This is a genomic window from Candidatus Symbiopectobacterium sp. 'North America', from assembly GCF_015762685.1.
In the GTDB taxonomy this organism is placed as follows: domain Bacteria; phylum Pseudomonadota; class Gammaproteobacteria; order Enterobacterales; family Enterobacteriaceae; genus Symbiopectobacterium.
On the sequence record NZ_PEHF01000095.1, the window covers coordinates 15,989 to 36,416 of the forward strand.

24 protein-coding genes and 2 pseudogenes are annotated in these 20,428 nt (G+C 52.9%); 7 read left to right on the plus strand and 19 right to left on the minus strand.

What is annotated here, in order from left to right:
• Window positions 1-27: 27 nt before the first annotated feature.
• The 5 genes from CS369_RS19965 to CS369_RS19985 form a co-directional block, all read right to left on the minus strand.
• Complete coding sequence (locus tag CS369_RS19965; protein ID WP_196908422.1) at window positions 28-981, minus strand: ABC transporter ATP-binding protein; 954 nt, start codon at window positions 979-981, stop codon at window positions 28-30.
• The gene (locus CS369_RS19970) at window positions 981-1,835 is read right to left on the minus strand and encodes an ABC transporter ATP-binding protein (RefSeq protein WP_196908423.1); all 855 of its coding nucleotides are present in this window, start codon (window positions 1,833-1,835) and stop codon (window positions 981-983) included. Before CS369_RS19970 ends, CS369_RS19965 begins: the two co-directional genes overlap by 1 nt.
• 122 nt (window positions 1,836-1,957) lie before the next feature.
• A complete protein-coding gene (locus tag CS369_RS19975; RefSeq protein ID WP_196908424.1) occupies window positions 1,958-2,680 on the minus strand; it encodes an ABC transporter permease in 723 nt (240 codons plus the stop codon).
• Window positions 2,677-3,243 (minus strand): ABC transporter permease, encoded by a 567-nt coding sequence (locus tag CS369_RS19980; protein ID WP_374191095.1) that lies wholly within the window; start codon window positions 3,241-3,243, stop codon window positions 2,677-2,679. Before CS369_RS19980 ends, CS369_RS19975 begins: the two co-directional genes overlap by 4 nt.
• 9 nt (window positions 3,244-3,252) lie before the next feature.
• Window positions 3,253-3,648: an ABC transporter permease gene (locus CS369_RS19985; protein ID WP_196908426.1), complete on the minus strand. Its 396-nt coding sequence runs from the start codon at window positions 3,646-3,648 to the stop codon at window positions 3,253-3,255.
• A gap of 273 nt (window positions 3,649-3,921) precedes the next feature.
• On the opposite strand from CS369_RS19985, the gene CS369_RS19990 reads away from it, so the two are divergent.
• Genes CS369_RS19990 through CS369_RS20000 form a run of 3 tightly spaced genes read left to right on the plus strand, consistent with a single transcriptional unit; the run spans window position 3,922 to window position 5,617 of the window.
• Window positions 3,922-4,533, plus strand: coding sequence for a peroxidase-related enzyme (locus CS369_RS19990; protein ID WP_196908427.1), 612 nt, complete (start codon window positions 3,922-3,924; stop codon window positions 4,531-4,533).
• Window positions 4,534-4,555: 22 nt separating this feature from the next.
• Window positions 4,556-5,248: a ketopantoate reductase family protein gene (locus CS369_RS19995; RefSeq protein ID WP_196908428.1), complete on the plus strand. Its 693-nt coding sequence runs from the start codon at window positions 4,556-4,558 to the stop codon at window positions 5,246-5,248.
• Between the two features lie 15 nt (window positions 5,249-5,263).
• The gene (locus tag CS369_RS20000) at window positions 5,264-5,617 is read left to right on the plus strand and encodes a ketopantoate reductase family protein (RefSeq protein WP_196908429.1); all 354 of its coding nucleotides are present in this window, start codon (window positions 5,264-5,266) and stop codon (window positions 5,615-5,617) included.
• 210 nt (window positions 5,618-5,827) lie between these two features.
• Here the strand turns inward: CS369_RS20000 and CS369_RS24110 are convergent, their stop codons facing one another.
• From CS369_RS24110 to CS369_RS20030, 8 genes and pseudogenes are all read right to left on the minus strand, one after another.
• Complete coding sequence (locus CS369_RS24110; RefSeq protein ID WP_244665131.1) at window positions 5,828-6,244, minus strand: tripartite tricarboxylate transporter permease; 417 nt, start codon at window positions 6,242-6,244, stop codon at window positions 5,828-5,830.
• Window positions 6,132-6,874: pseudogene (locus tag CS369_RS24115) on the minus strand (tripartite tricarboxylate transporter permease). Before CS369_RS24115 ends, CS369_RS24110 begins: the two are co-directional and overlap by 113 nt.
• Complete coding sequence (locus tag CS369_RS25345; protein ID WP_374191092.1) at window positions 6,768-7,334, minus strand: tripartite tricarboxylate transporter permease; 567 nt, start codon at window positions 7,332-7,334, stop codon at window positions 6,768-6,770. Before CS369_RS25345 ends, CS369_RS24115 begins: the two are co-directional and overlap by 107 nt.
• Entirely contained in the window at window positions 7,331-7,792 is a 462-nt protein-coding gene (locus CS369_RS20010; RefSeq protein WP_196908430.1) for a tripartite tricarboxylate transporter TctB family protein, read from the minus strand. Before CS369_RS20010 ends, CS369_RS25345 begins: the two co-directional genes overlap by 4 nt.
• A 56-nt stretch (window positions 7,793-7,848) precedes the next feature.
• Entirely contained in the window at window positions 7,849-8,337 is a 489-nt protein-coding gene (locus CS369_RS20015; RefSeq protein ID WP_196908431.1) for an RraA family protein, read from the minus strand.
• Entirely contained in the window at window positions 8,258-8,623 is a 366-nt protein-coding gene (locus CS369_RS20020; RefSeq protein ID WP_196908432.1) for a hypothetical protein, read from the minus strand. The genes CS369_RS20015 and CS369_RS20020 overlap by 80 nt, the downstream gene beginning before the upstream one ends.
• 14 nt (window positions 8,624-8,637) lie before the next feature.
• Window positions 8,638-9,636, minus strand: a complete 999-nt coding sequence (locus CS369_RS20025; protein ID WP_196908433.1) for a tripartite tricarboxylate transporter substrate binding protein — start codon at window positions 9,634-9,636, stop codon at window positions 8,638-8,640.
• Window positions 9,637-9,696: 60 nt separating this feature from the next.
• On the minus strand, window positions 9,697-10,350 hold the full coding sequence (locus tag CS369_RS20030; RefSeq protein ID WP_196908434.1) for an RraA family protein: 654 nt from the start codon (window positions 10,348-10,350) through the stop codon (window positions 9,697-9,699).
• 481 nt (window positions 10,351-10,831) lie between these two features.
• Between CS369_RS20030 and CS369_RS20035 the strand changes: the two genes are divergently transcribed.
• The 4 genes from CS369_RS20035 (at window position 10,832) to CS369_RS20050 (ending at window position 14,606) form a co-directional block, all read left to right on the plus strand.
• Window positions 10,832-11,992, plus strand: coding sequence for a mandelate racemase/muconate lactonizing enzyme family protein (locus CS369_RS20035; RefSeq protein WP_280514837.1), 1,161 nt, complete (start codon window positions 10,832-10,834; stop codon window positions 11,990-11,992).
• The gene (locus tag CS369_RS20040) at window positions 11,947-12,621 is read left to right on the plus strand and encodes a 4-carboxy-4-hydroxy-2-oxoadipate aldolase/oxaloacetate decarboxylase (protein WP_196908436.1); all 675 of its coding nucleotides are present in this window, start codon (window positions 11,947-11,949) and stop codon (window positions 12,619-12,621) included. Before CS369_RS20035 ends, CS369_RS20040 begins: the two co-directional genes overlap by 46 nt.
• Before the next feature lie 798 nt (window positions 12,622-13,419).
• The gene (locus CS369_RS20045; protein ID WP_196908437.1) at window positions 13,420-13,965 is read left to right on the plus strand and encodes an enterotoxin A family protein; all 546 of its coding nucleotides are present in this window, start codon (window positions 13,420-13,422) and stop codon (window positions 13,963-13,965) included.
• A gap of 329 nt (window positions 13,966-14,294) precedes the next feature.
• Window positions 14,295-14,606, plus strand: a complete 312-nt coding sequence (locus tag CS369_RS20050; protein WP_196908438.1) for a hypothetical protein — start codon at window positions 14,295-14,297, stop codon at window positions 14,604-14,606.
• Between the two features lie 213 nt (window positions 14,607-14,819).
• Here the strand turns inward: CS369_RS20050 and fis are convergent, their stop codons facing one another.
• The 6 genes and pseudogenes from fis to accC all read right to left on the minus strand — a co-directional run bounded on the left by fis (window position 14,820) and on the right by accC (window position 20,403).
• On the minus strand, window positions 14,820-15,116 hold the full coding sequence (gene fis / locus CS369_RS20055) for a DNA-binding transcriptional regulator Fis (RefSeq protein WP_012883002.1): 297 nt from the start codon (window positions 15,114-15,116) through the stop codon (window positions 14,820-14,822).
• Window positions 15,117-15,139: 23 nt separating this feature from the next.
• Window positions 15,140-16,104, minus strand: a pseudogene (gene dusB / locus CS369_RS20060) (tRNA dihydrouridine synthase DusB).
• Between the two features lie 296 nt (window positions 16,105-16,400).
• On the minus strand, window positions 16,401-17,282 hold the full coding sequence (prmA, locus tag CS369_RS20065) for a 50S ribosomal protein L11 methyltransferase (protein ID WP_196908439.1): 882 nt from the start codon (window positions 17,280-17,282) through the stop codon (window positions 16,401-16,403).
• A gap of 17 nt (window positions 17,283-17,299) precedes the next feature.
• Window positions 17,300-18,751 carry a sodium/pantothenate symporter gene (panF, locus tag CS369_RS20070; RefSeq protein ID WP_196908440.1) on the minus strand — a complete coding sequence of 484 codons (1,452 nt, stop codon included), beginning with the start codon at window positions 18,749-18,751 and terminating at the stop codon, window positions 17,300-17,302.
• On the minus strand, window positions 18,741-18,983 hold the full coding sequence (locus tag CS369_RS20075) for a YhdT family protein (RefSeq protein WP_196908541.1): 243 nt from the start codon (window positions 18,981-18,983) through the stop codon (window positions 18,741-18,743). The genes panF and CS369_RS20075 overlap by 11 nt, the downstream gene beginning before the upstream one ends.
• A 76-nt stretch (window positions 18,984-19,059) precedes the next feature.
• Window positions 19,060-20,403, minus strand: a complete 1,344-nt coding sequence (gene accC, locus CS369_RS20080; RefSeq protein ID WP_196908441.1) for an acetyl-CoA carboxylase biotin carboxylase subunit — start codon at window positions 20,401-20,403, stop codon at window positions 19,060-19,062.
• Between the last annotated feature and the right edge of the window lie 25 nt (window positions 20,404-20,428).

Here is a 20,428-nt window from a genome sequence, read left to right on the forward strand (position 1 = left end):
GTGGTTAAGGCTTTTATTGTTGTGATTTCACGGGCTTTCCGTTGACGGTGCGGATAAATGACAAGCAACGAGAGAATCCGAACCGATGGAATGCAAGGGTGGCACGCTGCGGCGACAGCGATCGATCGCAAAACGGCAGCGGGTATGGAACGCGCACCCGCTGGGGATAGTGAGCGGACTGGGGACATCCCCGGTGAGTATCTGTTTATCGGCAATACGTGAACAGCGAGGGTCCATCACCGGGATCGCCTGAAGTAATGCCTGAGTGTACGGATGCTGCGGTGATTCCATAATGTCGGCATAAGGCGCTATTTCAACAATACTCCCCAAATACATCATCGCGATCCGGTCCGCGATGTGCTGCACCACGCCGATATCATGGCTGACAAACAGGTAGGCCATACGGTACTGCTGCTGCAAGTCCACCAGTAAATTCAATACCTGCGCCTGCAACGAGACGTCCAGTAAGGAGACCGGCTCATCCAGCACGATGTCCGGACGGGGCGCGATGGCGCGTGCAATGGCGACTCGCTGACGCTGACCGCCGGAAAGCTGGTGTGGGAAACGGTCGAACAGCGCGACGGGTAACCCGACGTCATCCATCAATGCCAGCACGCGTTTATCGCGCACAGCCCGGTGTCTTTCCGTCAGCGTTAACGGTTCGCCAATCAGTTGTCCCACCGTGAAACGCGGATCGAGGGATGCAGCCGGATCTTGGAACACCATCTGAATGCGTTGACGCAACGGACGCAGCTTTCGTTTCGGGAGCGAGGTTACGTCCACGTCACCGATCACAATACGTTCGGCGCTCGGTTCCAACAGCCGCATTACGGCGCGAGCAAATGAGGATTTGCCACAGCCGGATTCACCGACAATACCTACCGTTTCGCCTGCTGCAACCTCAAGGTTGATGCTGTTGACGGCATACACCTTGCCTTGCGGGGTGGGGTAGGTCACATGTAAATCTTGCACCTGTAACATTACGCGGCCTCCTCGGTGTTGCGGGCATCATTGACGCTGTGGAGGCGCGGCCTTGTGCCATGACGCGCACGCCGCTGGGGGCGTGCCAGCAGCAACTGGCGGCTATAGGGATGGCGTGGGCCATCAAAAAAAGAAAACACATCCTGTTCTTCAACGATGACGCCGTGGCGCATCACAGCGACGCGGTCGGCGGTTTCAGCGATCACCCCCAGATCGTGGGTAATCAGCAGCAGGGACATGTCCAGTTCGTCTTTAAGGCTGACCAGCAGTTGCAGTATCTGGGCCTGAATGGTGGCATCCAGTGCGGTGGTCGGCTCATCGGCAATCAACACGGCCGGACGTGCAGCCAGTGCCAGTGCGATAACCACCCGCTGGCGCATTCCGCCAGAGAGCTTGTGCGGATATTCGTTAAAACGGCGCTCGGGTTCTGGAATTCGCACTTGCAGCAGCAGATCGAGTGCGCGCGTCTTGGCCTCGCGCTGGGAAAGTGAGCTGGCGGCCAGGATCGCCTCAACCAACTGACTGCCAATGGTCAACACCGGATTCAACGCGCTCATCGGGTCTTGAAATACCATGGTCAATGCCGGGCCGCCGCGCTGACGGCGCTGGCGCGGGGTGGTATGCAAAATATTGGTGCCGCCTAGTAGGACGTGTCCGCTGCTGTGTGCCTCGGGTAATAGTCCCATCAACGTCAGGCCGGTCACGCTTTTACCACAGCCGGATTCCCCCACCAGTGCCAACGTTTGACCAGCGAAAAGATCGAAACTGATACCGTGCACCACGCGTTGCGGTGCCGCATGATGAGCCGAAAACGTAACCGTGAGATCCTGAACCTGAAGCAGCGGTGCGGTCATTTTGTTATCCCCTTATGCGGATTACCCTTATGTGGATTGAGCAGGTCCGTAAGGCCGTTGCTTAACAACGTAAAGCTCATGACGGTGATAAAGATCGCCAGCCCCGGCAGTGCGATGAGATATCAGGCGGTTCTCAGTAACGGTCTGGCGTTGCGAATCATCGCACCCCACGACACGGTATTGGGATCGCCCAGACCGAGAAACGCGAGCGCGGCTTCGACCAGAATGGCATGGGCAATCACCACGGAAATCATCACGATGACCGGCGCGGCACTGTTCAGAAGGATGTGCTGACGTACGATACCGAGATGGCAGATGCCCATGGTTTCGGCGGCCAACACATAGTCGGCGTGACGGATTTTGAAAACTTCGGCACGGGTCAGACGCGCAATTTCAATCCAAGACGTGAGGCCGATTGCCAGCGCCACGCTGCCCAGCGATGGGGAGAGCAGCGCGACCAGCACCATTGAAAACAGAAAGGTCGGGATGGTTTGGAAGTATTCGCAAATGCGGATCAGCACATCGTCATACCACCCGCCGAGATAGCCTGCGGCGGCACCGACGCTGACGCCAATCACTGTGGCAATCAGCGCGGCACCGAAACCAATGGCTAATGATACCCGCGCGCCGTGCGCCAACTGCGCGGCCACGTCGCGCCCGAGTTGATAGGTACCTAATGGAAATTGCGCATTTTGCAGTGGCCACAGCGTGCGCGGCCCCACCATCGCCTGGGGATCGCCAGGGAACAGCAGGCCGGCACAGGCGGCGATAACCAACAGCCCCGCTAACAGGTAGAACCCAATGCGCAGATACACATTGAGATGAACGTCAGGGAGAATTTTCATGATGCCAATCCAATGCGTGGATCGAGCACGCCGTACAGAATATCAATCAGCAGGCTGCTCAAAACCACTAACAACGAGTTACAGAGGAACAGGCTGAGCAACAGATTGATATCGCGATCGGAGACGGCCTCGAAAGCCAGCTTACCCATACCCGGCCAGGAGAAGACGGTTTCGACCACCACGGCACTGCCAAGCAGCGAGCCGAGCTGTAAACCGGTGAGCGTAACAACGGGCAACAGTGAGTTGCGCAAAATATGGCGCAGGGTGACTGCCGTTTCGCTGATGCCTTTTGCCCGCGCAGTGCGCACAAAATCTAGCGGGTACACTTCCAGCATTGAGGCGCGTGTCACGCGGGCATACAGCGCTAAATGCGATAAACTCAGCGTGATGGCGGGCATGATCAGATGCCAGGCGACATCGCCAGCCACCCCCAGCGTGCTGGGGGTGGCGCCTACCGTGACCATGCCGCCGATAGGCAGCCAGCGGAAATGTACTGCGAACAGCACAATGCCCATCAAGCCGAACCAGAACACCGGTATGGCAAACACCACGGCGGAAAACAGCGTAACGCCCTAATCGAAAAGGCCATGGCGATAGCGCGCGGCAAAACACCCCAGGATCACGCCAAATATCACGGAAAACAGCAGGCTGCTGCCCAGCAGCAGCAACGTGGCGGGCAGTCGCTCCAGAATTAATGTTTGTACTGGCAGGTTATAGCGAAACGAGAACCCCAGATCAAAATGGGCTATCTGAGAAAAATAAGTAGCAAGTTGTTCAAAGCCGGAGCGGTCGAGACCAAATTGCGCACGCAACATCTCCATATATTCTGGCGTTGCTGCACCGGATTCTCCGGCAATAACATCCGCCAAATCTCCCGGTACCGATTTGAGTAAAATAAAATTTCCCAATATCACTAATCCGGCGACAATACTGACCTGTGCAAGCCGGCGAAATAGATAATGTATCATTTCAGTCGGTGTGTCCTGATTAATCGCTAATCCAAATAATCATACGGAGAATGTCTTTGGTGTCTATTTCATTTTTTAGCTATAAATAGTCCAATATTGGCAATATAAATAGCTCTGGATTGTCTTCTTTAATTATGTTTTTCTTATTTTAATGTCAGCATTAAAACAACCTATTCATTATTTTTTATTAAGTATTAATAAAGTAATGACACTTAATGCAGCCCCTATTCATTAAACATCCGTATCGCTAAACCAATAAGGGAAACACCCGCTATGTCCATCAAGAATGTGAAAACAAAGAATATCTCTTGGTTAAAACTGAAAAATACAACAACGAGGCAAGAGACAGAAAAGCTATTCGAAGACTCCATCGAAACACGCGGTTTTATCCGCAATATGCAGGCGGTATTGGGACAATTTCCTGCCGTGCTGCTGGCACATGATGCGCTAAGCCGCGCGCTGACCGTGGAATACGAAGGAGGATTGAACGGTAAAGAGCGTGAATTGATTGCGCTGGTGGTGAGCGTACAAAACCGTTGCCGTCCTTGCGTTTGGGGGCACGCTGCGAAACTGCGGCAGATCACTGGCGATGCGCTCTGGGTTGGCGGTATAGAAGTGAACTACCGTGACGCGGAATTAAGCCCACGTGAGCGGGCGATTGCCGACTATGTGCAAAAGTTGACGGAAGCGCCGGAAACCGTGGAAGAGCGAGATTTGGCACCGCTGCGTGCAAGCGGCGTCACGGAGCAGGAGATTATCGAGGTGGTTGCTATTGCCGCTTATTTTAACTTCAGTAACCGCATCAACAGCGGGCTTGGCGTCCAACCCGGAGCCGTTCCTTTCATTCCGCTAAGCCTTGCCTCGCCTATCGGCGGGGTGCGGTGACTATAACAGGAAGAGACTCATCATGTCTGAACGTATTTTAATTATCGGCGCGGGGGCGATTGGCGGCTATCTTGGCGCATACCTGACTCGTGCCGTGCGTCAGGTCACGCTTATCGATCCCTGGGCAGAAAATGTCGAGGCGATCCGGCGTGACGGGTTGTCGTTGGAAGGACTGACGCCGGAAGAGTATTTTACCGTGCCGTTAAACATTCTTAACCTTGGCGAGGCGCAGCGCTTGCACCTGGAACCACCGTTTGATATTGGGCTGGTGGCGCTCAAGTCTTACGACACGCTGTGGGCTACGCAGTTTATCCGTCCCTTTATCCGAACGGAGGGCGTGTTTGCTTCCACACAGAATTGTATCAACGACGCGCGCGTGGCGTCGGTTGCCGGCAAGGAGAATACGCTGGGCATTTTCATTACCATCGCTGCCGAGCTGTATGCACCGGGCAAGGTGCGTCGCGGTAATCAGCGTGGTGCGCCGGGAACGCTGCGCGTGGGTGAGTTTGGCGGTGGCATTACGCCGCGTTTGCAGCGTGTGGGTGAGCTGTTACAGCCTGTCGATTCAGTGCTGGTGACGCCTGACTTGTACGCCCACCGTTGGACCAAACTCAGCATCAATGCGATGCGTAATTCGATTGCCGCCGCCAGCAGCCTGACCGGTAACGATCTGATTCGTCATGAACGGGTTCGGCGCTTTGCCATTCGGTTATGAGGGGAAGCGGCACAGGTGGGGTTGGCGCAAGGGCAGGCACTATATGCCATAAATCGCAGCACGCCAGAGGTATTGGTGAAGGCTACACAAGGTGATGCGCTGGCGGAGGCAGAGGCGAACTTTTTATCTTATGTGGAACTGGGGACGCAAAGTGAACACCAGCGTCCCTCGATGGTACAGGATATCCGCCGCCAGCGGCGCACCGAAATCGATTATATGAACGGCCTTATAGTTGAGGTCGGTCAACAGGTTGGCGTTCCTACTCCGGCGAATGCCGCGATTGTTGATGCTATCCATCAGATTGAACGCGGGCAGCTTTCACCCTCACCAGAATTGATCGACCAGTTGGATGAATCATTGCAGCGCTAATGAGTACGGAGAGTGAGTTTCGCGCTCACTTTCCGTACCCAACCCTCTATTTCTATACCCTAAATAATTCGAGCCGCAGGAAGGCGGCAAGTGAGTGACAAATCTGTCTGGAACAGATTTGAACGCCGCGTGCGGCGGCCTCGTTAGAGGTGAGGCCCAAGGATGGGCTGAATAACGAACGCAGCCAACGCACCTGCAACTTGAAGTAAGCTAGTCAACGAAGATTTTATCCCGCCCTAAACGCACCATCGGTGCCAGCGTAATCAACAGCAGTAATCCCGATGCAATCAATAGCCCTAAGCTGATGGGCTCATGCACGAAAATACCGAAATCTCCGCGTGAGATGATCAGTGCCCGGCGTAAATTCTCATCCATCATTGGTCCGAGAATAAAGCCTAACAGCAGCGGCGCGAGCTCAAAGCGCAGCATCGCCAGGGTATACCCTAATAAGGCAAACAGGGCGGCCAAAAACAGATCGAACGGATTATTGGATACGCTGTAAATGCCGACGCAGCTAAACAGCACAATGGCCGGGTAAAACAAGCGGTAAGGTATTTTTAACAGACGGACCCACACGCCGACCATCGGTAAGTTGAGCACCAGCAGCATCGCGTTTCCCACCCACATGCTTGCCACCATTCCCCCAGAACAAGTCAGGTTCGCTCTGCATAATGCGCGGGCCGGGATTAATACCGTGGATCATCATGGCGCCCACCATCAGGGCCATAATGGCGTTTGACGGTAATCCCAGCGTGAGCAGCGGAATAAACGAGGTTTGCGCCGCTGCGTTATTGGCGGATTCCGGCGCGGCAACCCCTTCGATAGCCCCTTTGCCAAACCGGGATGGGTCTTTTGCCAGCTTTTTTCCACCGTGTAGGCGGCGAAAGAGGCGAGTGCGGCTCTGCCGCCCGGCAGTAGGCCGAGCACTGACCCCAGCAAGGAACCGCGTAAAACGGCGGGAGAGGACTGGCGGATATTCTGCGCGCTTGGCATCAATTTACCGTGTTCAATCACGGTGCCGCCGCTTTTTTCCTGCTGTACTAACACGCGAATAATTTCACCAATACCAAACACACCCATTGCCAGCGGCACAAAATCGATGCCGTCAGCGAGTTCGGGAATGCCAAAGGTGAAGTGTAGTTCGCCAGAGTTAATGTCGGTGCCCACCAATCCCAGCAGCAGTCCAACCACTACCATGGTGATGGCTTTTAGCAGTGAGCCTTGTGCCAGAACCACCGCGCCAATGAGGCCTAACACCAGCAGCGAGAAATAATCTGCTGGCCCGAAGCGAATGGCCATGCTGGCGAGCGACGGGGAGAAAAAACCAATAACAAAGGTCGCCAGGGTTCCGGCAAAAAAACGACCCCAGCGTGGCAATCGCCAATGCGGGACCGGCACGGCCCTGTTTCGCCATGGCGTGCTCGTCCAGACAGGTGATCACCGAGGAGGTTTCACCCGGCATATTCAGCAGAATCGACGTGGTAGAACCGCCATATTGCGCACCGTAATAGATACCCGCCAACATGATCAGTGCGCTTGTCGGTTCCAGCGTAAAGGTAAACGGCAACAGCAGCGCGATGGTGACCAGCGGCCCGACGCCGGGCAAGACGCCCACCAGCGTGCCAAACAGCGCACCGCAAAAGCAATAAAACAGGTTGTTCGGTAACAGTGCTATCGACAGGCCGTGGAACAACCCCTGCCATACATCCAGGATCATAACGGCCATACCTTAAGCGGTAAGCCCAGCACCTGAACAAACAGCAGTGGGACGGAAAACGCCAGCACCATCGCCAGCGTTTCCTTGAGTTTTGCTTCTCGACTGCCGATTGCGGCGGTAATTACGGTCAGCAGGCTGGCAACAATAATGCCCAACTGATCGACCAACAGGGCAAATAAAATCACCGCACCCAGCATCAGTAGCGGGGCACGCAGCGTGAAACCTGCTTCATCGGGGGCTCGGCTACGTGGCGATGACAGCCAGGCACGCACGGCAATCAATCCCCCCAACAGTACCAACAGTGCACCCAAAATGGTCGGCATGTAACCGGCACCCATTCTGGCAGCGGTCCCTAGCGTATGCTCGGTCGTGGCGAGCGCTATGGCGCCTGCGCCAAGCAGGGCAATCGCGATGCCGGACAGGAATTCGCCCTGTAAACGTTTATGCGTTGCAGACATGGGTCTACCTCAATTGATCATGGTTTAAGCGTGATGTTGTAGCGATACCCGAAGTATCACCATTTACCGGGGGCCAGAATGCCTGCGGCGTCATGTGCCGATGCGCCCTGTTCCAGCGCTTTCAACAGATGACTCTCTTTTTCTGCCGCTTGCAGCGCGCGATCCAGCAAGGTCTGCGCAACATCACTGGGGACGATAATCACGCCATCGTTATCCGCCAGAATCAGATCGCCGGGTCTGACCTGAACGCCGCCGATATTAACCACGTCGTTAAACGCTACCAGTTCCAGACGGCGCTTACCGGTGCGCGGCGTGATGCTGCGCGACCAGACCTTCAGTCCCGATTCAACGATGCTGCCGCTGCCGCGCACGGCTCCGTCAACCACCACGCCTGCTAACCCTTTGGCCTTCGCTGCCGTCGCAAGAATGCCGCCAAAGCTGGAGGCATCGGTGCTGCCTGCCGCATCAACCACGAACACATCGCCGGGTTGCGTTAGCGTGATTTGGTCGATACCGCCGCCTTGCGGTGCGTTGCCTGCGGACAACGTGAAACCGGGTAACTGTCTGGCGCGCTGTCACCGCCGGTCCGACGATGCGTTGCCCCGGAGCAAGTGGTCGTAGCGTCTGTGCCGGAATCGCTGTGTCATAGCCCAGTTCATCAAGGATGTCCGCCACTACTGAGGTGAGATCTGATAATGATAAAAACCCCTGAATCACCTCAGCGGTGGGACGGGTGATCTCCACTTGCCTGATTAACGGCGGGTTCAGCGTGCCCAGCAGGCGATCAGCATAAGGCAACAACTCTTGTGCTATTGATTTTGTCTCACTCATGGTGCTCTCCTGACCTATTGCTGCTGGATATTGGCGTTGGTCACCACGGTGCGCCATTGTTCGTAACCGCGTTTGATTTCAGCATCGAATTCCGCTGGCGTGCTGTTGACCAATGTCATGCCTGCCTTATCGGTGATCGCGATGTAGCTCGGGTCATTCTGATACCCGACCACGGCATCGTGCAGTCGCGTCACTACACTATCTGGCGTCGATGCCGGGCCAAGCAGCCCCAGCCAGGAACGGGCAACAAAGTTAGGGACACCCGCTTCTGAAAGGGTAGGGATATCGGGGGCAAACGGACTGCGCTGTTCGGTTGAAACGCCCAGTGGGCGAATGGTGCCAGCCTCAAAGTAGGGCACTGCTGTGCTCAACACCAGGAACCCCAGTTGAATCCGCTTTCCCAGCAGCTCGGAAATGATTTCGCCCTGACCTTTGAGCGGCACATGCACCACATCAATACCCGTTAACTGTTGTAAATAGGCGGTGCTGAGATGCTGGCCGAAGCCAATACACTCGGTGCCGTAGTTGTATTTACCCGGATTGGCTTTGATGTGCGCCAGCACTTCTGTGAGGTTTTTCCCCGGCAGATCGGGCGAGACGGCGAAGACGCTCGCCTGATCGCTCACCAGAGATATGGATTTGAAATCCTTGAAAATGTTATAGCGCAAGTGGGTGTTGAGTGCCGGTACGGTCACGTGATTGGATGAGGCGAACAGAAAGGTGTGACCGTCGGTTGCCCGCGCCACGTATTCGGTGCCGACAGCCGCACCTGCTCCGGGACGGTTTTCCACCACAAACGTCTGACCGAACGATTTACTCAGGCGTTCCGTCAGCGCGCGCGCTAACAGATCGGTGCCTCCGCCGGGAGGGAGAGGCACCACCAGCTTGACGGTTTTGGTGGGCCAGTCAGCGTTCGCCGCCACAGCGGGGGAACCTAATGCGATGCCTGCGGCCACTAAAGAGGCGGACGCGAACTGTAACCAGCGACGGCGTGATATCCCCGATGTATTCATAACGTGTTACTCCTCAATGATTTTATTGTTGGTATGGTGTTCATTCCGTCATGGCGCGGGCTATTCCCACGCTTTCAGCGCTTGCCAGTCTTCCGGGGTTGCGGTGGAAGCGAAACGCTGTAGCAAGCGCAATTTTTCGTCCTGTAACTGCCGTAAACGCGCAATCGTGTCATCAAGCAGGGCGTAGGGAATGGCGATAACGCCGTCGTCATCGCCCACAATCAGGTCGCCGGGGGAGATTTCCACGCCAGCCACCGTCAGCGGGGCTGCGAGTGGGCCGAGTTGTGCTTTTTCGCCCCGGCTTTTCAGGCTAATGCCGCAGGAAAACAGGGGGAGATCCCAAGTGCGCAATAGCGCGGCATCGCGAATGGCACCGTCAATCAGGATACCGCCCAGCCCGCGGTTGGTAGCCAGCGTCGCCATCATGTCGCCGAAAGAAGCTCCCTGGGTAAAACCGTCCACGCTATACACCAGAATGTCTCCCGGCTGTGCCAGTGTGATGGCGGCGTGCCCCGTCAGGTTGTCGCCGGGAAACCCTGCGGCGGTAAACGCGGCACCCAGCAATCGAAACCCTGGGCGCAGCGGTTTGATGGTGGAATGCAGTGCACCGTGGTGCCCTGTGGCCTGATAAATCAGTGCGGTACTGGCCGTTTTGAACGCGGCCAATTGATCCACACTGGGTCGGGGAAAATCTGTTTTTATTACGGTGGACAAAGCATTATCTCCCGATAAATATCATTTCAACGTGCCATAGGTTTTTTATATACCAATCAAGCGCAGAGCAATAAACCCATACCCAGTAAACAGATACGAAAATGACGACAAAAGGCGTGATAATAAGATAATGTTACCGAGAATAAGACGATTAATTTTTTGTCTAGTGATTATCTGGTAGTTCATTATTCAAATAAGGGAAAATTATTTTTTAAATATGGTATAAGAATCGGATTGATTAATAGAACTAAACATTCCTGTTTTTATTTTTAATTTTCATGTCGATTATTCAGTAAGTGAAAATAGTTAGAATAATATTGGCTATGTTTACTCATCAATTTTGCGTTATATCTTGTCGCTCTTCGCTTTTTTCTAATAAGGGCCACAATGAAAATCACAAATATTGAAACTTTTTTTATCATCCAGGGGTCGGGAAAAACCTGCTTTTTGTCAAAATGGATACCGATGAAGGCATTTACGGCTGGGGCGAAGCCTATGTGACGAATACCAAAAGAAGGTCGTCAGTGAATATCTTAATGCCATTTCTCCGCTGGTGATCGGGCGTGAAGCCTACCATATCCGTCACCTTGGGCAGACGTTGCTTGATGATTTTGCGATTCGTCGTAATTCGGTTGATCTGCTGTGCGCCTGGAGTGCCATCGAACTGGCGCTGTGGGATATCGCCGGCAAGAAAGCTGAATTGCCGCTGCACCGTATTCTGGGTGGCGCAGTGCGCGAAAAAATTCGCCTTTACGCCAACGGCTGGTGGTTCGGTGCCAAGAGCATTGACGATACGGTAAAACGCGCATTGAACGTGGTTGCTCAAGGGTATGACGCCATCAAATGGGATCCCTTCCCCGGTCCGTGGCGCACCTTTATTTCCCGTGCTGATGAAACCGCTGCCGTGGCGAACGTGAAGGCGGTACGCGAAGCGGTAGGGCCAAATGTGGAACTGCTGATCGACGGTCATCGTCGTCTGGCACCGAATCATGCGATCCGCGTGATTGAACGTCTGGAAGAATATGATATCGGCTGGTACGAAGAGCCCTGCCCGCCAGAAAACATCGATCTGACCGTCGAGGTCAAACGCAGTACTCACACGCCGATCGTGCTGGGTGAAGCGCTCTACACCAAAGAAGGGTTTGTGCCGGTGTTTGAGAAACGCGCGGCGGACATTATCAACCCGGATATTTGCGCGGTTGGTGGCCTGTTATCCATGCTGGAGATTGCTGCGCTGGCTGCTCCGCACGGCGTGGCGGTAACACCGCATAACTACAACAGTCCGATTGTCGGGCTGGCAGCGACGGTCCATCTCTCAGCAGTTATCCCTAACTTCAATATTGCAGAAGTGTTCGTCAACCTGATTGAACCGACGCAGGGTATTGCCACGCAAGGCATTACGATTGCCAACGGCTGGGCTGACGTCCCCGATGCGCCGGGATTGGGAATCGATCTGGATATCAATGAACTCAAGAAACGCCCTTACAGCCCCTTACCGGGTAAAGGACTGCGCGATTACCGCGAAGAATTCCCGCGCAAAGTCGCTGCCGTCGCCCCCAATGTCTTTACCCAGCCTGACTCACGGAAAACACGATCATGTCAAAACTTACTCAAAATTTCATACGCCCAGACCAGGAACTGATTGACGCTTTCAAAGACATCACCGCCGCCACTGTCCATGAGGCTTTTGGCCGGCGCGGTGCGATCGACTCTGCCATCAAGCCAATTTATCCCGGCTTACGCGTGTTGGGCTCCGCATTCACGGTGAAAACTCCTGCCGGGGATAATTTCACTATCCATGCGGCACTCCAGTTAGCCAAAACGGGAGATGTGCTGGTGATTGATGCCGGAGACTACAAGGAGCAAGGCTCGTTTGGCGATGTCATGACGACGGCGGCCCTTAGCCGCGGTATCGCCGGATTGGTCACCAACGGCGGGGTGCGAGATGTGGAGCGTATTCACAAATTGGGTTTCCCGATTTTTTCCCGCTCCATTTCCATCAAAGGCACTGTCAAAGAAACCTTTGGTGAAATCAATCAACCGATCGCTTTTGGCGGCATGACGATTAACCCTGGCGACCTGATCATCGGCGATGATGATGGCATCGTAGCCATCCCGCGCGAGAAGATTGAAGAAGTGATTGCCGCTTCGCGCAGCCGTGATGAAAAAGAAGTGAAACTGCGAGCGCAAATTCAGCAGGGAAAAACCATCTGGGAACTGCATAATTTTAATGCGCTGTTAAAGCGTAACGGTATTGATATTGATATTTGATCTGCTCGAGACATTTACATAATCGCTGCAAGTCATGGAGTGAGCCAGTGCTGTATAGCCTGCGTTGTTCGAGTTGCAGGACATTACGTTTATGTTTTGAACGGCGCTTGCGTCGAGGATCCGTTATGGGCTGAATAGCAAGCGCAGTCAAGGCATTTGTAACTTAACGTCTAACGTATATGTGAGCCGTCTAATCCTAAATAACCTGGTGGATGAGTGCAGCATGGTAACACGCTTTTTCATGGGACTTGGTGTGGCGCTCTCCTTATTTGTCTTATTATTTAGCTGAACTGATTTTCACCTTGAAGATACAGAAGCATCCACTATTTATTGAATGCTCTATGTGCATCACCTGTTAATGTGCTTGCTATCTTCTACTCGTATATTTTCCCCGTTTCATAAAATGGCGCGTATGGACGCAGATCTTCACCATGAAATTACCTGATTCATCGTTGATGCAATAAATACTGTTAATAAAACGTTGTGGCTTTACCTTTAGTGATATCTCGATTTCAGACGTGTTGTATAAAGTATGGCGTACCTCTTAGATAACGCCTTTTTATACCTATGAAATAAGCTCGCTGAATCAGATAACTATATAATGTTCCTGTGGGGTGGTTTTTTTGAGATATTATAATTTCTCGTTTTTTGTTATGTGGTTATCTTAAGTTAGTTGTTTTTAGAAAATACGCTTGAGTGAAAATAAAAAATCGAGCTTGATCGCAAAATTCAATAATAAAAAAATTATTCTTTCTCTTATGCTATTTTCTTGCGCTTGTACTCCTTCTGGAGAATCAAATGGGCAGAATTATGTTGATTTTTTTTTGTTTATTTAGTAGCGGTGCATACTCTGCATACTCTGCATTCTCTGCATTCTCTGCATTCTCTGCATTCTCTGCATTCTCTGCATTCTCTGCATTCTCTGCATTCTCTGCATTCTTTTTTCGCTACTCACTGGTTCCTCCTGAACGGGTTTTCCAACAGGGTTTTCTCCCACTAGGTAACAATAGCAATGTGTATCAACACGTCACTGGTGTTAGTTGTTTTGATCGTAACGCAAATTCCAGATTTATTTCTACATCGTCATCAGAATTTATGGCAATAGAAATGGCAAATGCAAATACCCCGATAGGATCGAATTACTATTTATATCGGATTCGACCAACGGATAACTTCTATAATTCTATGAATAGCGTGCAGGCAGCAATGAACCGAACGCATGATGAGCGATTTTTGGAGGCGTACTTGTATTATGTGCTTGAAGAGGAATGGTTGGCAGAAGAAGGGATTAGTCCTCAACAGATTCACAGTGCCATAGAATATCGGAGTCACGGCCCCCACTAAGAAGCAACCCTGATAAGGGAATATCCAAATGCAGCCTACATTGATGCCGACAGCACACCGAATGATACTGTTTACAGTATTCCTGATCTTCCAGCAGAACATGTAAATGAGCCACGGAACTGTACCGGTTGTAATATTAATTTGTCAGTAAATAAATTTAAGATGAGTATCAAATATGAACTTGAGTTGTGGCGTATGTGCAGTCATAAGCATCTTGAAGTTTTTTTTGGTAAGTGAAATGTCAATGTTAATGAGGTGCGTATGAAAATGTTTTTTTTATGCTTTTCGTTTTTTATATAACTGTACCGATGAATGTAATGGTAATGGCAATGGCAATAGAAAATATGGAGGATGCATGTAATACTAGAGGCGCTGAATTTCAGAAAGATGTTTATATAGACGGATACAGTATCAACACCATTCTCCCTGGTGAAGAATATGGGTTTTATGTCAGGGTGCTAAAAGAATGGTTTAAAGTTGTACTAAGAAGTGAAAAAGAGAAAGACGTATATAGAGATCAATTTTCTAGCACTGCGAGAATGGCCAATGCCATGGGCATTCCGGTCAATGTTTGTCTGGATAGAACGGGCGGTGGCTACTTACTCGGTATTGAAATTTTATCTCACAGACCAACCCGTTAATGTTCATGCTATCGAGGTGTTGGTATTATTGCTATCACACTACACTTACCAGTCGTCCACGTTTAAGGTGAGCAAACATGGTAGAGCAAAGCAAAAGCTTTAGTGAACAGTTGACCGGTTTCATAACCCAATTAGACAGATCGCTTTATAACAAAAAACGCCTGCCATTTCTGGCAAGCGTTTTTCTAAAAAACCAACGGTAATGAACCAGTATCAGTTCATGCCGTATTTTTTCAATTTCTTGCGCAGCGTACCGCGGTTGATACCCATCATCAGGGCCGCACGGGTCTGGTTACCACGGGTGTACTGCATCACCATGTCCAACAGTGGCTGTTCAACTTCAGCCAATACCAGCTCATACAGGTCATTCACATCCTGACCGTTAAGTTGAGCGAAATAGTTCTTCAGTGCCTGTTTAACCGAGTCGCGCAGGGGTTTTTGGGTTACCTGAGCCTGAGAGTTTACGGTAGAAACGGTCAGTACGTCAGAATTCACGCGTTGTTCGAACATAGTTCTGTCAGCTCTTTTTCTGTTTACGCAAGATTTTCAAAATATGCCTCCAACGCCTCCAGCTGTTCGCTGGCATCCTCAATGGCGTTGAATGTGCGCCTAAACTGGTCATTGGGGGCGTTCTCCTGGAGATACCAGGAGACGTGCTTACGAGCAATACGGAATCCCTTGCCCGGACCATAAAAGTCGTGCAATTCCCGTATGTGCTTGAAGAGCAAACGCTTCACTTCTGCCAACGGCATCGGTGGTAGTTGCTCCCCCGTGTCCAGATAATGCTGAATTTCCCGAAAGATCCAGGGTCTTCCCTGAGCAGCCCGTCCTATCATCAGGGCATCTACCCCGGTGTAATCAATAACCGCTCTGGCTTTATGCGGGCTTGTAATGTCGCCATTCGCGATAACGGGAATGGAAACGGCCTGCTTAACCGCCCGAATGCTGTCGTATTCTGCCTCACCGTTGAACAGGCACGCACGCGTGCGGCCATGTACGGTAAGCGCCTGGATACCACAGGCTTCGGCCAGTCTGGCAATGTCTACACAGTTACGGTGCTCCGGTGCCCAGCCAGTACGAATTTTCAGCGTGACCGGTACGTCCACCGCCTTAACCACGGCGGAGAGGGTTTGTTTGACCAAATCCGGATACTGCAACAGCGCAGAACCCGCCATCTTGCGGTTTACCTTCTTTGCAGGACACCCCATGTTGATATCGATGATTTGCGCGCCGAAATCGGTGTTGATTCTGGCTGCCGCAGCCATCTCATCAGGGTCGCTTCCGGCAATCTGCACGGCGCGGATCCCAGGTTCATCGCTGTGTACCATGCGCAGATGCGACTTATCCGAACGTCACACCTCCGGATTGGAGGAGAGCATTTCGGAGACCGTCATCCCAGCCCCATGTCATGACAGAGCGTCCTGAAAGGGCGATCGCTGACGCCAGCCATGGGGGCGGCGATCGATCGATTAGCTAGCTGAAATTGTCCAATGTGCATAGACAAAGAGTGACCATACTGTGTCTGCAAGGGCGCATATATTACGCATTTTTTACGCCAGATGAAAGGCCAAACTTTGAGCAATTGAGCGGAACAGATCAAGGAAATGTGTCTTCATGCAATTAAATTTTATAATTGTCTTTTTATTACAGTATGTTATAAGAAAAATCACTCATTGGTCCAACCATTGCACGATCAAGCATTTCTGCGCAACAGTGCACAAATGCATGGACAGGCCACGCTCGCTGGCGTTTTCATGTGCAACAACGGGTGGTTTATCGCGCAATGGCTTTATCTCAAAGCTTGACGCCCGTAATGCGGCACCACTCTTCTTTCTCAACGGTCGGGTCGAGTTCGAACAGATCGGTGTAAGCTGCTGCCACGTTTTCTGCCTGTGACGCCAAAATGCCTGATAATCCTAAATGCCCTCCCGCCTTGGGCAGTGTGCTAATCAGCGGTGCCAGCTCGCGCAGTGGGTCTGCAAGGATATTGGCAACCACGACGTCGGCAGAGAGGTCGTTGGGCTGGTCTTTCGGCAGATAGAGCGCCAAACGCTCTGAGACGCCGCTACGCTGTGCGTTATCGCGGCTGGCTTGAATGGCCTGAGGATCGATATCGATGCTAATCGCCTGCGCGGCACCCAGTTTCAGCGCGGCGATTGCCAGAATACCGGAACCACAGCCAAAATCGATAACCGTTTTGCCTGCCAGATCCAAACCGTCGAGCCATTGCAGGCACAGGGAGGTGGTAGGATGCGTGCCGGTACCAAAGGCCAGACCGGGATCCAGCATCACGTTAACGGCATTCGGGTCAGGGATGTCACGCCAGCTCGGGCAGATCCACAGGCGTTTGCCAAACTGCATCGGGTGGAAGTTATCCATCCACTCCCGTTCCCAGTCCTTGTCTTCCAACTGCTCGATTTTATGGCGAAAACCGGCACCCAGCAGCGGTTCTTGTTCCAGTTGGGCAATTACGTCCGGCATTTCGGTTTCGGCGTCGAACAGCCCAATCACGTCGGTATCGCCCCATAAACGGGTTTCACCCGGCAGCGGCTCGAATACCGGTGTATCGTGGGTGTCCTGAAAGGTGACAGACACCGCACCGCTCTCGATAAGCGCATCGCCCAGTTGTTCAGCCTGCGCACCCGTCGTATTGATTTTGAGTTGAATCCACGGCATAGCAGCCTCTGTTCCCGTTAATGTGAAGGTGTTGCGGCAGCGTTTGGCGCAGGGTTGCTGCCAAAACGGTTACCAATAAGAAATGCCAGCAGGCTGAACGAAAGGGCGGGGACAATCGGGTGAAAGCCCGCCAGATTCAGCTTAAATGTGGCAAGTAGGGTATAGCATAAGGCACCAACCATCATGGAGTTGAGCGCGCCGGTCGCATTGGCGCGTTCCCAATAAAGCCCGAGCACCAGTGGCCACAGGAATACCGCTTCCAGGCCGCCAAACGCCAGTAGATTGAGCCAGATAATCATTTCAGGCGGTCGCCAGGAGGCCAGCAGCGTCAGCACGCCGAGCAGCAGCGTGGTGGCGCTGGAGAGCCATTTGATATGGCGTTCATTCTGTGCCTGGTGCGGTTTTACGCTCAGATACAGATCTTTGATGATGGTGGCAGACGCTTGCAGCAGGTGCGCATTGATGTTGGCCATAATGGCGGACATGGGCGCGGCGAGGAAGATGCCCGCTGCCAGCGGCGGCAGCACTTTCACCATCAGTTCCGGCAGCACCTGATCGGGAATGGTCAGGTTAGGCATGATAGCCCGTCCCAGCGCGCTGGCCAGATGCATACCCAACATCAGCACGGTGATGACGATGGTGCCGATAATGATGCCGCGATGCAGCGCTTTGCTGTCTTTGTAAGAGATGCAGCGAACGGCAGTGTTAGGCAGGCCGATGACGCCGAAGCACACCAACACCCAGAAGGAGGCCATAAACGGGAAGGTGAGCGTCTGTCCGCTGCCGTGCGGGTCTACCAAGGCCGGATCAATCTGACGCAGCGTTTCTACCGCGCTGCCCAGTCCGCCAGCGGCAGAGATAATCGCCACCAGTAGCAATAGCGTGCCGATCAGTATCACCACGCCCTGCATCGCATCATTCAGCACGCTGGCGCGAAAACCGCCGAAGGTGGTGTAAAGCGCTATCGTGACGCCGAAAATCAGCAAGCCAACGTCGTAGGGCACGTTAGCGGCAGTTTCCAGCAGGCGAGCGCCACCGATAAACTGCACCGCCATCGCCCCGATAAAGGCCACCAGCAGGCTCAGGCTAGCAAACCATACCAGTAGGCGACTGCCATAACGTGCATACAGCATATCGTTCAGCGTAATGGCGTTGTAGCGTCGTGCCAGAATGGCGAATTTTTTCCCCAGAATGCCGAGAGAAAGCAGCATGGTTGGCACCTGGATCACCGCCAATAGCACCCAACCCAGACCGTATTTATAGGCGGCACCTGGCCCACCGATAAACGAACTGGCGCTGACATAGGTGCCAATCAGCGTCATGGCAAGCACAAACCCGCCCATTGATCGGCTACCAAGGAAGTACTCGCTGAGGAAATTGCCCTCGCGGCGGCGCAGATAGGCGTAAATAGACAACCCAAACACCAGCATTAGGTAGACGACCAGCGGCAGAATCACATCATTGTGCATCGTCGTCTCCTAACGGAATATCGCGAAATATCAGGTGCGTCATCAGCCAGCACAACACGATAAACACCAGCGGTAGCAGCAGGCAGGAGAACTCAAACCAGCGCGGCAGCCCGGTCAACCCGGCGGTGTTGTCAGGCAGGTAGGCGGTGACTATCCAGCCTACGAGGTAAAACAGCGTCAGGAACAGTGCCCATCGCGCCTCTTTGTGCGCTTGGGGGAAGCGTTTGTCCATGGTTTTTCCCTGTAAAGCGGTACCAACAAGCAAAAAGGCCAGCATGGCTGGCCTTTATACGCTTGTACGATGCAGATTATTGCAGACCGAGCTTTTTCTCCAGATAGTGGATATTGGTTCCACCGTGCTGGAAGTTCTCGTCGTTCATAATCTTCAACTGCAACTCAATGTTGGTTTTAATACCATCAATGATCAGTTCCGCCAAGGCGTTTTTCATTCGGGAAATCGCGATATCGCGGCTTTCACCGTAAGTGATCAACTTGCCGATCATGGAATCGTAGTACGGCGGCACGGTATAGCCAGCGTAAATGTGCGATTCCCAGCGTACGCCAAAACCGCCTGGTGCGTGGAAACGGGTGATCTTGCCCGGACTTGGCAGGAAGGTGTTGGGATCTTCGGCGTTGATACGGCATTCCACCGCATGACCGCGCACGTTGACCTCTTCCTGTTTGATCGACAACGGTTGACCAGCAGCGATGCGCAGCTGCTCTTTGATCAGATCGACGCCAGTGATCATCTCCGTTACCGGATGCTCAACCTGAATACGGGTGTTCATCTCGATAAAGTAGAACTCACCGTTTTCAAACAGGAATTCAAACGTACCGGCACCGCGATAGCCGATATCCACACAGGCTTTAGCGCAGCGATCGCCGATGTCGCGACGCAAATCCGCCGTGATGCCCGGTGCAGGCGCTTCTTCCACCACTTTCTGGTGACGACGCTGCATTGAGCAGTCGCGTTCCGCCAGATAGATAGCGTTTCCCTGACCGTCAGCCAATACCTGAATTTCCACGTGACGCGGATTTTCCAGGTATTTTTCCATATACACCATGTCGTTATTGAAAGCGGCTTTCGCTTCCGCACGGGTCATGAGGATGGATTGTTCCAGATCTTTCTCGCTGCGCACCACGCGCATGCCGCGACCGCCGCCGCCGCCTGAGGATTTGATAATCACCGGGTAGCCGATGCGTTTGCCAAAGGCGCGGTTCTTGTCCATGTCGTCGCCCAAAGGGCCGTCAGAACCCGGCACGCACGGTACGCCCGCTTTCTTCATGGTAGAAATGGCAGAGACTTTGTCACCCATCAGGCGGATGGTGTCTGCGCGTGGGCCAATGAAGATAAAGCCAGAACGCTCGAACTGCTCGGCAAAATCCGCATTTTCGGACAAAAAGCCGTAGCCGGGGTGAATGGCCACGGCACCGGTGATTTCCGCGGCGGAAATGATCGCCGGGATGTTCAGGTAGCTTTTGGTCGACGGAGCCGGGCCGATACACACGGTCTCGTCGGCCAGCAGCACGTGTTTCAGATCGCGGTCGGCGCTGGAGTGAACGGCAACGGTTTTGATGCCCAGTTCTTTACAGGCGCGCAAAATACGCAGCGCAATCTCTCCGCGGTTCGCGATAACGATTTTATCTAGCATGGTAAGCCTCGTTATTCGATGACAA

Coding starts and splice junctions, on each gene's coding strand:
- CS369_RS19965 (WP_196908422.1), bottom strand. CDS start 981: ATGTTACAGGTGCAAGATTTACATGTGACCTACCCCACCCCGCAAGGC.
- CS369_RS19970 (WP_196908423.1), bottom strand. CDS start 1,835: ATGACCGCACCGCTGCTTCAGGTTCAGGATCTCACGGTTACGTTTTCG.
- CS369_RS19975 (WP_196908424.1), bottom strand. CDS start 2,680: ATGAAAATTCTCCCTGACGTTCATCTCAATGTGTATCTGCGCATTGGG.
- CS369_RS19985 (WP_196908426.1), bottom strand. CDS start 3,648: ATGATACATTATCTATTTCGCCGGCTTGCACAGGTCAGTATTGTCGCC.
- CS369_RS19990 (WP_196908427.1), top strand. CDS start 3,922: ATGTCCATCAAGAATGTGAAAACAAAGAATATCTCTTGGTTAAAACTG.
- CS369_RS19995 (WP_196908428.1), top strand. CDS start 4,556: ATGTCTGAACGTATTTTAATTATCGGCGCGGGGGCGATTGGCGGCTAT.
- CS369_RS24110 (WP_244665131.1), bottom strand. CDS start 6,244: ATGTGGGTGGGAAACGCGATGCTGCTGGTGCTCAACTTACCGATGGTC.
- CS369_RS25345 (WP_374191092.1), bottom strand. CDS start 7,334: ATGATCCTGGATGTATGGCAGGGGTTGTTCCACGGCCTGTCGATAGCA.
- CS369_RS20010 (WP_196908430.1), bottom strand. CDS start 7,792: ATGTCTGCAACGCATAAACGTTTACAGGGCGAATTCCTGTCCGGCATC.
- CS369_RS20020 (WP_196908432.1), bottom strand. CDS start 8,623: ATGAGTGAGACAAAATCAATAGCACAAGAGTTGTTGCCTTATGCTGAT.
- CS369_RS20025 (WP_196908433.1), bottom strand. CDS start 9,636: ATGAATACATCGGGGATATCACGCCGTCGCTGGTTACAGTTCGCGTCC.
- CS369_RS20040 (WP_196908436.1), top strand. CDS start 11,947: ATGTCAAAACTTACTCAAAATTTCATACGCCCAGACCAGGAACTGATT.
- CS369_RS20045 (WP_196908437.1), top strand. CDS start 13,420: ATGGGCAGAATTATGTTGATTTTTTTTTGTTTATTTAGTAGCGGTGCA.
- CS369_RS20050 (WP_196908438.1), top strand. CDS start 14,295: ATGGCAATAGAAAATATGGAGGATGCATGTAATACTAGAGGCGCTGAA.
- fis (WP_012883002.1), bottom strand. CDS start 15,116: ATGTTCGAACAACGCGTGAATTCTGACGTACTGACCGTTTCTACCGTA.
- prmA (WP_196908439.1), bottom strand. CDS start 17,282: ATGCCGTGGATTCAACTCAAAATCAATACGACGGGTGCGCAGGCTGAA.
- panF (WP_196908440.1), bottom strand. CDS start 18,751: ATGCACAATGATGTGATTCTGCCGCTGGTCGTCTACCTAATGCTGGTG.
- CS369_RS20075 (WP_196908541.1), bottom strand. CDS start 18,983: ATGGACAAACGCTTCCCCCAAGCGCACAAAGAGGCGCGATGGGCACTG.
- accC (WP_196908441.1), bottom strand. CDS start 20,403: ATGCTAGATAAAATCGTTATCGCGAACCGCGGAGAGATTGCGCTGCGT.